This is a genomic window from Streptomyces sp. NPDC003456 (genome assembly GCF_042878735.1).
Lineage (GTDB): Bacteria > Actinomycetota > Actinomycetes > Streptomycetales > Streptomycetaceae > Streptomyces.
Map to the genome: position 1 here is coordinate 816,233 of NZ_JBIAOK010000002.1, position 12,023 is coordinate 828,255.

General features: G+C 73.2%; 5 protein-coding genes. All 5 read left to right on the forward strand.

Going from position 1 to position 12,023, the window contains the following annotated elements; genetic code table 11:
- Positions 1-74: 74 nt before the first annotated feature.
- The 5 genes from ACFYWG_RS09415 to ACFYWG_RS09435 all read left to right on the forward strand — a co-directional run bounded on the left by ACFYWG_RS09415 (position 75) and on the right by ACFYWG_RS09435 (position 12,022).
- Positions 75-1,622, forward strand: a complete 1,548-nt coding sequence (locus ACFYWG_RS09415) for an AAA family ATPase (protein ID WP_389200302.1) — start codon at positions 75-77, stop codon at positions 1,620-1,622.
- A 129-nt stretch (positions 1,623-1,751) separates the two neighbouring features.
- Positions 1,752-8,123 (forward strand): amino acid adenylation domain-containing protein, encoded by a 6,372-nt coding sequence (locus ACFYWG_RS09420; protein WP_389200304.1) that lies wholly within the window; start codon positions 1,752-1,754, stop codon positions 8,121-8,123.
- 11 nt (positions 8,124-8,134) lie between these two features.
- Positions 8,135-8,923, forward strand: a complete 789-nt coding sequence (locus ACFYWG_RS09425) for a thioesterase II family protein (RefSeq protein ID WP_383509041.1) — start codon at positions 8,135-8,137, stop codon at positions 8,921-8,923.
- 82 nt (positions 8,924-9,005) lie between these two features.
- Entirely contained in the window at positions 9,006-10,052 is a 1,047-nt protein-coding gene (locus tag ACFYWG_RS09430) for a TauD/TfdA family dioxygenase (RefSeq protein ID WP_383509038.1), read from the forward strand.
- A gap of 8 nt (positions 10,053-10,060) precedes the next feature.
- Positions 10,061-12,022 carry an amino acid adenylation domain-containing protein gene (locus ACFYWG_RS09435; RefSeq protein WP_389200307.1) on the forward strand — a complete coding sequence of 654 codons (1,962 nt, stop codon included), beginning with the start codon at positions 10,061-10,063 and terminating at the stop codon, positions 12,020-12,022.
- Position 12,023 lies beyond the last annotated feature (1 nt).

Consider the following 12,023-nt stretch of genomic DNA (forward strand, 5'->3'; position numbering starts at 1 on the left):
GACGATGGGAAGCGGGAACCGGGCCGTGCCGTCCCGTCCCGCCACCGACCACCGCCTTCACCGGGAGCGTCACCATGGACAGCCTCGCCGCCCTCGCCACCCGCGCCGCCCGTGCCGCCGACCCCGCCCGCACCGCACCCGCTCGCCCGGCCGGCGCGTTCGGCCCTCCCCACGCCGCCTCCGTCATCCCCCTTCAGACGCAGGTCCGCCCGGTCGGCACCTTCCCCCAGGCCGCGCCCGTCGTCGCGGCTCCCGCCCCCGCTCGCGACACGCCCGCCCGGCAGACGACCGCGATAGGCGCGCTGATCCGTTCCCACCGGCTGCGGATCGGCCTCACACAGCAGGAACTCGCCGACCTGTCCACCATCAGCGTCCGGGCCCTGCGGGACCTGGAGCAGGGCAAGGCGAGACGGCCGCGCTCCGGCACCGTCCAGCTGGTGGCGGACGCCCTGCGGCTCGGTCCGCGAGCCCGGGCCGCGCTGGAGGAGGCGGCCCAGCAGGGCCGGGGCACGGGCCCCGGGCGGCAGGAGCCGACGGCACCCCCGACCGCGCTGCACGCGATGGCGGGACGCGAGGGGGAGACACACATCCTGGCAGCCGAGTTGGCGGAGTCGGGTACGGAACGGCTGGTCAACGTGGTGGGGCTGACCGGCGTGGGCAAGACCCGGCTGGCCCTCGCGGTGGCCGAACGGCTCCACGGCACGGGTCTCCCCGTGCATTGGTACGCGTTCCCCGGGCACCGCGGCGACTACCTGGCCCCGGAGGACGCCGCCCTCACCACCCGCCTCGCGGCCCTGGCCGGCGAGCTGTTCGCCCCGGACGGTCCCGGAGCCGACCCGGCAGTGAGGGGTGCGGCAGCCGCTGCCTCCCTGGCCGAAGTGGTCGGTGAGGGGCCCGCGTTGCTCGTGCTGGACGGCGCGCCGGCCGCACCCCCGAGGATCGACCGGCTGACCGCGCTCCTGCGCACCTGCCCCGGACTGCGGCTGCTCGTGACGTCCGACGCACCGTGGGGCATGCCGGGTGAGCGGATCTTCCTGCTCTCCCCGCTGGGGCTGCCCGGCGACGGCACCGAGGCGGGCGAGTCCCCGGCCGTGCGGCTCTTCCTGGACCATGTGAGGCGATCCCGGCCCGACTTCACGGCCACCCCCGCGGACAGGGACCGGGCCGCCACCGTCTGCCGCCTCCTCGACGGCCACCCCGGGGCGCTCGTCGCGGCCGCGTCCTGGCTGGTGGTGTACGACCTGGAGACCCTGTGCGGCTGCCTGGCCGCGGACCCCACCGCCCTGCTCGACCACCTCGACCCGGCCGGGGGCGCGGGCGACTTCCGCGCCCAACTGTGCGACCGCCTCTCCCGCTTGCAGCCCGGCCCGCGCGCCCTGCTCGACGCCCTGTCCGCGCCGGCCGCCCCCCACGGCGACACCCGCGACCGGGGACACGAGCTGAGCGACCTCACCAGGCTCACCGGCCTGACCCCGGCCGAGTGCGGCCGCTTCCTGCGCGACCTGCTGCTCAGCGGCACGGTGAGCGCGGTGTACCGGGACGGTGCCGCCCGCTTCCACGTCCTCGGCCTGGTCCGCGCTGCTCTCGCCCGGCCTGCCGAGGCAACTGCCGCCGCCTCCTGACCTGCTCCCGTATTGCCGGAACAACTGCCGCTCCCGCGTGCCGGCCAGGGCTTGTATGGCATCCGGCCGCGACGACCGCCCGGGCCGTCACCCGCCTCCAGCAGCCCCACGACTCCGAGGAGCACCCCCATGTCCCCGACCGCGTCGGAACAGGGCACCGCGTACGGGCCCTCCACTGTGCGGCTGCCGCTGTCGGCGGCGCAGCGCGACATCTGGATGGCACACGGCCTCGACACCTCCGGCTGCCGCTACAACATCGGGGAGTACCGCGAACTCACCGGACCGCTCGACACCGGCCTGCTGGCCTGCTGCTGGTACCGGCTCGCCTGCGAAGCCGACGCGCTGCGCATCCGAGGCGTGGGCAGCGACGACGACGGCACCCTGTGGCAGGAGGTGCACGCCAAGCCCCTCGGACGCAGTCTGAGCATCGTCGACCTGAGCGGCGAGCACGACCCGGTGGCGGCGGCCCGCGCCTGGATGGACGCCGAACTCGCCCGCCCCTTCGACCTGGCCCACGACTGGCTCACCCGCCACGCGCTGATCCGCGCGGGCCGCACCGAGGCGGGGGAGGAGCGCTGGTTCTACTTCCACGCCTTCCACCACCTGGCGATCGACGGCATGGGCATCGCCCTGCTCGACGAGCGCCTGGTCGAGCTGTACGACCACGCGGCGGCGGGCCGACCGTGGGGAGAGACACCGTTCGGGACGCTCGCCGACCTGCTCGACGAGGACGCGTCGTACCGCGCGTCCCCGGAGGCCGCCGAGGACCGAGCGTACTGGTCCGCGCACCTGGCCGACGTGGAGCCCGCGCCGAGGCTCGCCGAGGGCCACACCGCTGCGACCCGGGCCGGAGCCCTGCCGTTCACCCGCCGCACCGTCCTCCTCGGAGCCGAACGGTCCGACCGGCTGAAGGAGATCGCCCGCGCCCACCGGGCCCCCTGGACGATGCTCGTCCTCGCCCTCGTCGCGGCCTACGTGCACCGGGTCGGCGGCGCGGACACACCCGTGCTGGGGCTGCCGGTGACGAGCCGGCGCACCGAACTGGCCCGCCGCACCCCCGGCATGATGTCGAACGTCATTCCCCTGCGGGTCCCGGTCCGCGCCGGCGACTCCCTCGCCGAGCTGCTCACCACGGTGCGGACACAAGCCCGCGAAGGGCTGAGGCACCAGCGGGCCCGCTACGAGGACGTCTGCCGGGATCTGGGCCTCGGCGAGACGGCCCGGCGGATCGCTTCCCCGCAGGTCAACATCATGGCGTTCGCCCCCGGCAAGCGCTTCTTCGGCCTGCCGACCGTCCAGCACAACCTCGGCAACGGTCCGGTGGAGGACCTGGCGGTCGGGGTCTACGACCTCGGGCCCGACCTCGGCCTGCGGATCGACTTCGACGCCTCCCCCGAGGTCTGCGACCTCCAGGCGGTGGCCGGACACCAGGACCGCTTCGTGAGGTTCGCGGAACGCCTCCTCGCCGGGCCCGGCCTCGCGCTGTCCCGCACGGAGGTCCTGGACGCCGGTGAACGGCAGAAGGTCCTGGGGGAGTGGTCCGGCAGGTCGGTGCGGCACGGCGAGGAGCTTGTGCTGACGACCGGGTTCGAGGAGCAGGTGCGGTGCCGGCCGGATGCTCCGGCGGTGGTCTTCGGTGACGCGTCGTTGTCCTATGGGGAGTTGAACCGTCGCGCCAATCGCCTTGCGCGGCATGTGCGGGCGCAGGGGCTCGGGCGTGGGGACTTGGCCGGTGTGCTGCTGGAGCGCGGTCTCGACTTCGCCGTGGCCCTGATCGCGGTGGTGAAGGCGGGTGCCGGGTATGTGCTGCTGGATCCGGAGTTTCCCGACGAGCGGTTGCGCGGGACGGTCGAGGAGGCCGGACTGCGTGTCCTGATCACGGACGCGGCGCAGCACGCGCGGGGGATCGGCGGTCCGTCGGTGCTGATCGACCGCGAACACGAGGCGATCGAGGAGCGCGAGCAGGGCGATCTCGACGTGGCGCTCACGGGTGAGGATGCGGCCTGTGTGATGTTCACGTCGGGGTCGACGGGGCGTCCGAAGGGGATCGTGTCGTCGCACCGGAATCTGGTGTCGACGGTGACGGCGCAGTCGTATGCCCGGTTCGGGCCGGGTGAGGTGTTCCTGCAGTGTTCGCCGGTGTCGTGGGACGCGTTCAGTCTGGAGTTCTGGGGTGCGTTGCTGCACGGCGGGACGACGGTGCTCCAGGCCGGTCAGCGGCCGGAGCCCGCGAGGGTGGCGGAGTTGTCGGTCCGGCACCGGGTGACGATGCTGCAACTGTCGTCGAGCCTGTTCAACTACCTCGTCGACGAGCACCCGGACACCTTCGGGACGACCCGCATCGTGTTCACCGGTGGTGAGCCGGCGTCTCCGACACACATCAAGCGCCTGCACGCTGTTCACCCACACCTGACGGTCACCAACGGCTACGGCCCGGCCGAGTCGATGGGGTTCACGACCACCCACACCGTCGACCGGTCCGAGCAGTTGGGCGCGAGTGTGTCCATCGGCCGGCCGTTGGTGAACAAGTTCGCCTACGTCCTGGACGAGCGTCTGCGTCCGGTGCCGCCCGGTGTGACGGGGGAGTTGTATCTGGCCGGTGAGGGCATCGCGCACGGCTATCTGGCCCAGCCCGCCACCACCGCCACACGTTTCCTGCCCAACCCCTACGGCCCTGAAGGCAGTCGGCTCTACCGTACGGGTGACCGGGCGCACTGGGACGGCGACGGCAAGCTCCACTACGCCGGCCGCAGTGACGGGCAGGTCAAGATCCGGGGTTTCCGGATCGAGCCGACCGAGATCGAGACCGTGCTGACCGGGCACCCCGGCATCGCCCAGGCCGTCCTCCTGGCCACCGACCACCTCACCGCCTACGTGGTGCCCACTTCCCCCCTCACGCCCGCCGCCCTCCGCGCCTGGCTGCGCGAGCGGCTCCCCGAGCACATGGTGCCCGCCCACTTCGTACTGCTGGACCGGCTGCCTCTCACCCCCAACGGGAAGATCGACAGACGTGCACTGCCGCAGGTGGAAGCCCCACTGACCTCATCCGGCCGTGCCCCCCGCACCGAACTCGAGGAGCTGGTGCGCGACATGACCGGCGAGGTGCTCGGCTCGGCCGCGCCGCTGTCGATCGACGACAGCTTCTTCGACCACGGCGGGCACTCCCTGCTCGCCGCCCGCCTCATCCACCGCATCACCGCCACCTTCGGCGTCACGCTCACCCTGCGCGACGTCTTCCGGCACCCCACCCCCGCCGCCCTGGCCCGGCGCATCACGGAAGCCACCGGCCGCCCGGCCCTTCCGGCCCTCACCCGAGCCGTCGCACGCCCCGACCGGTTGCCGCTCTCCTCCGCACAACAACGGCTGTGGCTGGTGGCCGGGCTGCACGGACCCGACACGGCCTACAACGTGCCGATGGCGTTCCGGCTGAGCGGCGGCGAGGTGGACACCGCGGCGCTACGGGCCGCCGTGGGCGATCTCGTGCGGCGGCACGCACCGCTGCGGACCCGCTTCGCGACCGCGGAAGGACAGCCGTACCAGGTCGTCACGCCCGCCGAGGAGGCCGCGGCCGGCGTGTTCGTGGAGATCCGTGAAGTGACGCCGGCAGAGGCCGAGACCGAGCTGCACGCTGCGGCCCGGCACGCCTTCGACCTGGCCACCGAACACCCGCTGCGGATCACGCTGTTGCGCGAAGCCGACGGTCGGTCCACCCTGCTCGTCCTGCTGCACCACATCGCCACCGACGGGCAGTCCCTGCGCCCCTTGTTCGCGGATCTGTCCGCCGCCTATGCGGCCCGGACGGCGGGCCGCGCCCCCGACTGGGAGCCGCTGCCCCTCGACTACGCCGATTACGCTCTCTGGCAGCGCTCGGCGCTGGAAGGCAGCGTGCTCGACGAGCAACTGGCGTACTGGCGCACTGCGCTTGCCGACCTGCCCGAGGAACTGGCTCTGGTGACGGACCGGCCGCGGCCGGCGGTCGCCGGGCGGCGCGGTGACGGAATCCGGGTGGATTTCGGCCGGGACCTGCACAAGCGCGTCCTCGAACTGGCCCGTGCCGAACGCTGCACCCCGTTCATGGTGCTCCAGGCCGCACTGGCCGCGACCCTGACGCGGCTGGGCGCCGGTACGGACATCCCCCTCGGCTCCCCCGTCGCGGGCCGTCCCGACGAGGCGCTCACGGACCTGGTGGGCTTCTTCGTCAACACCCTCGTGCTCCGCACCGACACCTCGGGCGACCCCGATTTCCGGGAGCTGCTCACCCGCGTGCGGACGACCGACCTGGACGCCTTCAGCCACCAGGACGCGCCGTTCGACCTCGTCCTGGAGGCAGTGAACCCCGCGCGTTCCCTGGCCCGGCATCCCCTGTTCCAGATCTGTCTCACACTGGAATCCGGCGCACCCGTGCTTCCTGACCTCCCCGGGATCCAGGTCGTTGCCGCCGAGCCACCGGTCACCGGGTCGGTCAAGTTCGACCTGGAGTTCCTGCTCGCCGCCGACGAGGACGCCGGCCTGGCCGGGACAGTGCTGTACAGCTCCGACCTCTACGACCGCCCGACCGTCGAACGGATGGTGGCCATCCTGCGTCGCGTGCTGGAGCACGCGGTGGCCGCCCCCGAGACCGCCCTCTCGGAACTGGAGATCCTCGACACCGCGGAGCGCCGGCGGATGGTGGGGGAGTGGTCCGGCAGGTCGGTGCGGCACAGTGAGGAGCTTGTGCTGACGACCGGGTTCGAGGAGCAGGTGCGGTGCCGGCCGGATGCTCCGGCGGTGGTCTTCGGTGACGCGACCTTGTCCTACGGAGAGTTGAACCGTCGCGCCAATCGCCTTGCGCGGCATGTGCGGGCGCAGGGGCTCGGGCGTGGGGACTTGGCCGGTGTGCTGCTGGAGCGCGGTCTCGACTTCGCCGTGGCCCTGATCGCGGTGGTGAAGGCGGGTGCCGGGTATGTGCTGCTGGATCCGGAGTTTCCCGATGAGCGGTTGCGCGGGACGGTCGAGGAGGCGGGACTGCGTGTCCTGATCACGGACGCGGCGCAGCACGCGCGGGGGATCGGCGGTCCGTCGGTGCTGATCGACCGCGAAGATCGGGCGATCGCCGCACGTGACGGGCAAGACCTGCGCCTTCCGGTCGCGAGTGAGGACACCGCCTGTGTGATGTTCACGTCGGGGTCGACGGGGCGTCCGAAGGGGATTGTGTCGTCGCACCGGAATCTGGTGTCGACGGTGACGGCGCAGTCGTATGCCCGGTTCGGGCCGGGGGAGGTGTTCCTGCAGTGTTCGCCGGTGTCGTGGGACGCGTTCAGTCTGGAGTTCTGGGGTGCGTTGCTGCATGGCGGGACGACGGTGCTCCAGGCCGGTCAGCGGCCGGAGCCCGCGAGGGTGGCGGAGTTGTCGGTCCGGCACCGGGTGACGATGCTGCAACTGTCGTCGAGCCTGTTCAACTACCTCGTCGACGAGCACCCGGACACCTTCGGGACGACCCGGATCGTGTTCACCGGTGGTGAGCCGGCCTCTCCGACACACATCAAGCGCCTGCACGCTGTTCACCCACACCTGACGGTCACCAACGGCTACGGCCCGGCCGAGTCGATGGGGTTCACGACCACCCACACGGTGGACCGTGGCGTCGAGTTGGGCGCGAGTGTGTCCATCGGCCGGCCGTTGGTGAACAAGTTCGCCTACGTCCTGGACGAGCGTCTGCGTCCGGTGCCGCCCGGTGTGACGGGGGAGTTGTATCTGGCCGGTGAGGGCATCGCGCACGGCTATCTGGCCCAGCCCGCCACCACCGCCACCCGTTTCCTGCCCAACCCCTACGGCCCTGAAGGCAGTCGGCTCTATCGCACGGGTGACCGGGCGCACTGGGACGGCGACGGCAAGCTGCACTACGCCGGCCGCAGTGACGGGCAGGTCAAGATCCGGGGCTTCCGGATCGAGCCGACCGAGATCGAGACCGTGCTGACCGGGCACCCCGGCATCGCCCAGGCCGTCCTCCTGGCCACCGACCACCTCACCGCCTACGTGGTGCCCACCGCCGCTCCCGGCCCCGACCCGCAGGAGATCCGCCGCTGGCTGGCCGAGCGGCTGCCGGACCACATGGTCCCGGCGTTCGTGGTCGCGCTGGACCGGCTGCCGCTCACGCCCAACGGGAAGATCGACAAGCGCGCGCTGCCCGCCGTCCGCGCGCCTGAGCCGAGCGGCGGTGGACGTGCCCCGCGCACCCCGCTCGAGACGACCGTGCTCGACCTGTTCACCCAAACGCTGCCCGTGAAGGGCGTGCTGTCGATCGACGACAGCTTCTTCGACCACGGTGGGCACTCCCTGCTCGCCGCCCGCCTCATCCACCGCATCGGCACCGCCCTCGGGGCGTCGCTCACCCTGCGCGACGTCTTCCGGCACCCGACCCCGGCCGCCCTGGCCCAGCACATCGAATCCCGGCGGGCGACCGGCTCCGCCGCACCCAAGCGCGTGCGGCCCACCCTCCGCCGCCGCACCGACGACCAGTAACGGAGTTCCGCATGACCGACCACACCGCACCGACTCCCGCGCCCGACGACGTGGTCTGGGACCTGCCCGGTGAAGGACCGCAGCGCACCGCACTGCTGGTCCTGCCGCACGCCGGCGGCAACGCCCACGCCTATGCCGACTGGCGCGAGCACCTCCCCGCCGACGTGCGGCTGCTCATCGGCCAGTACCCGGGGCGCGGTGCCCGGTTCGCCGAGGACCTGCCGCGCGACATCGCCGACCTGGCCGGACCGGTGGCCGCCTGCCTGCCTCCCGGGGCCACCGACGACCTCGTCGTCCTGGGACACAGCATGGGATCCCTGGTCGCCTTCGAGGTGGTGCGGCTGCTCCAGGCGGCCGGCCGCACGCCGCGGGCGCTGGTCGCCTCCGCGTGCCGGGCGCCGTTCCTCGACAACCCGGCCGTCGTCCACCCCGAGCGGCTGGACGACGACCAGCTGGTGGCCGCCATCAAGGAGCGCGGCGGCACCGACGACGCCATCCTCGACGACCCGGAGCTGCGGGAGATCGTCATCCCGTCCATCCGCGCCGACTTCGCCATCGACGACGTCTACCGCTGCCCGGTGGCCGAAGCCCGTGTGGAGTGCCCCGTGACGGTGATCGGCGGGGACGCCGACCCGGTCGCCCCGGCCGCCTCCCTCGGCCGCTGGGCCGAGGTCACCGGCCGGGCGTTCACCCAGCACGTCCTGCCGGGCGGCCACTTCTACTTCCAGGACCAGCTGCCGCGGTTCTTCTCGGTGCTGTCCTCCGTCGTCGGCGCCCGCGTCACCGCCTCGGCCGCCTGACGGGCCCCGTACCCCGGCCGCCTGACGGGCCCCGCGGCCGACCCGATCCGCCTCCCGCTTTCCTCACTTCCAAGGATTCCTCATGACCCTTTACGCAGACGCCCCGGCCGTTCCCGCCACGGGCTCGATCACCCCGGTCCGCGAACCGGGCAAGCCCGTCGTCGTGCACGTTCCGGCTGCCGCGGGACTCGACGAGGCCGTGGCCTGGCTGACGGTCCACCGCGAGCAGATCCAGGCCGAGCTGCACCGCTCCGGTGCCGTCCTGCTGCGCGGCCTGCCCGTGCGGGACGCGGCGAGCTTCGCCGCCGCCCGTGACGCGCTGATCTCGCAGCGGGCCGGCTACAAGGAGAAGGCCACCCCGCGCACCGACTTCGGCGAGGGCGTCTTCTCCTCCACCGACCTGCCCGCCGTCCAGCCCATCCGGCTGCACAACGAGAACAGCTACACCCTCGACTTCCCCGGCGTCCTGCTGTTCGGCTGCGTCATCGCGCCCGAGGAGGGCGGCGCCACCACGGTCGGCGACATGCGGGAGGCGCTGCGCCTGCTCCCGCCGGACCTGGTCGCGCGCTTCGAGCGGATGGGCTGGCTGCTGGTGCGCAACTACTCCGAACTGGCCGGGCTGCCCTGGTACAAGACGTTCGCCACCGAGGACAGGAGCGTCGCCGAGGCGTACTGCGCGGAGAACACCGTCGGCTTCGAGTGGCGGGACGACGACTCGCTCGTGACCCGTCAGCGCCGCTCCGCGATCGTCACCCACCCGGTCACGGGGGAGCGGAGCTGGTTCAACCACTTCGCGTTCTGGAACAGCCGCACCCTCGACCCGGACGTCCGCGACGTGCTGGTCGAGACGTACGGCGAGGACGGCCTGCCCTTCAACACCTACCTCGGCGACGGCAGCCGCCTCACCGACGACGAGGTCGACGCCATCAACGCCGTCTACGACCGGGTGACGGTCCGCGAGACCTGGCAGGAGGGCGATCTCATGCTCGTCGACAACGTCCTGTGCGCACACGGCCGCGAGGCATTCAAGGGCGACCGCAAGATCCTCGTCGCCATGGGCGAGCCGATCGCGCTCGCCGACTGCGCCCCCACCACCGAGCCCGCCACAACCGTCTTCTCCGGAGAGTGACCGCCGCCATGACCGCCGTCCTGCCCGAGCGCCCCGCCTCCGCCACGAGCGTCGCCGAGCCTCCTGCCACCGCCACCACGCACACCACCGAGGTCCCCGCCACCGCTGCGCGTACCGCCGAGCACCTCGCCACCGCCACGCGCACCCCGGAGCGCGGCGCCGCCGTCGCGGACACCGCTGAGCGCCCGGCCCCGTCCGTCACCGACCTGCTGGACCGCCTGGCCCAGGCGCCCGCCGGCCGCACCGCCGTGGTCGCCGCCGACCGCGAACTGACCTTCGCCGGGCTGCGCGCCGAGGCCATGCGGATCGCCGGCCGGCTCGCCGCCCGCGGCATCGGCCCGGAGAGCGTCGTCGCCCTCGCCCTGCCGCGCGGCGCCGACCTGGTGACCGCCCTGATCGGCACCCTCACCGCGGGCGCCGCCTACCTCCCGGTCGACCCGAGACTCCCCGCCGAGCGGCGGCGCTACCTGGTGGCGGACTCCGGCGCCGACCTGGTCGTCGTCCCCGACGGCTGCACCGACGTCCTTGCACCGGGCACCGCGCATGTCACCGTCGGCCACCTCACGGCGTCCACGGGCGAAACGCAGACGCCGTACGAGCCCGTGCCCGTCCCCGGGGACGGACTCGCGTACGTCATCTACACCTCGGGGTCCACCGGCCGCCCCAAGGGCGTCGAGATCGGCCGGGCCGCGGTCTCCGCGCTGCTGGCCGAGCTGGAGTCCGAGGGCATCGCCGGCCCGGGCACCGGCCGGGTCGGCTGGAACGCCTCGCCCTCCTTCGACGCCTCGGTACAGCAGTGGGTACGGCTGTGCCGCGGCGACACCCTGGTCATGGTCGACGACGACACGCGCGCCGACCCGGCGCTGTTGGCCCGCTTCGTCGACGAGCAGGCCCTGACCGCCCTGGACATCACTCCCGCCCACGCCGAACCGCTGCTGGAGCTGCTGACGGCCGACGGCGGGCCGCGCCCCCTGACCCTGCTCGTCGGCGGCGAGGCGATCGGCCCCGCCCTGTGGCGGCGGATCGGCGAGCGGACCACGGCCGGCGTGCTGCGCGCGGTCAACCTGTACGGGCCCACCGAATGCACCGTGGACGCCACGGCGGGCTGGATCGACGGCGCGGACGAACCGCACATCGGCACGGTCCTGCCCGGCCTGCGCGGACGGGTCCTGGACGAGGCGCTGCGCCCGGTGCCGCCCGGCGGCAGCGGCGAGCTGTACCTGGCGGGCCCGCGCGTGGGCCGCGGCTACCGGAAGCGCCCGGCCCTGACGGCGGACCGCTACATCGCCGACCCGGACGGCTCGGGCGCCCGCATGTACCGCACCGGCGATCTCGTGCGGCTGCTGCCGGACGGCCGGCTGGTCTGCCTCGGACGGGCCGACGGGCAGGTCAAACTGCGCGGTCACCGCATCGAACTGCCCGAGATCGAAGCCGCGTTGACCGGACACGCACGGGTCGCCGAAGCCGTGGTCGTCCTGCGCGACGACGTCAACGGCGCCCCCGGCCTGGTGGCCTACCACCGCCCGCAGGACCCGGCGGCCGGCCCGGCGGACGCCGCGGCCCTGCGCGCACACCTGGCGGCGACGCTGCCCGCGTACATGGTCCCGGCGGCCTTCGTGGCCGTGGAGCGCTTCCCCACCACCACGCAGGGCAAGCTGGACCGGGCCGCACTGCCCGCTCCCGCCGTGCGGAAGGCGGCGCCCGAGGCCGCCGACCCGGCGCTGTCCCGGTCCCAGGCGCTGATCGCCGGGGTCTGGTCCACCGTGCTCGGAGCCTCCCGCATCGGGCCGGACGACAACTTCTTCAAACTGGGCGGACACTCCCTGCTCGCGATCAAGCTGGTGTCGCGGGTCCGCGCCGAACTCGGCGTCGCCCTGCCGGTGAAGGCCGTCTACGCCAACCCCCGGCTGCGCGACCTCGCCGCCCACATCGACACGCTCGTCGCCGCCGCGCCGGGCCAGGACGCGTAAG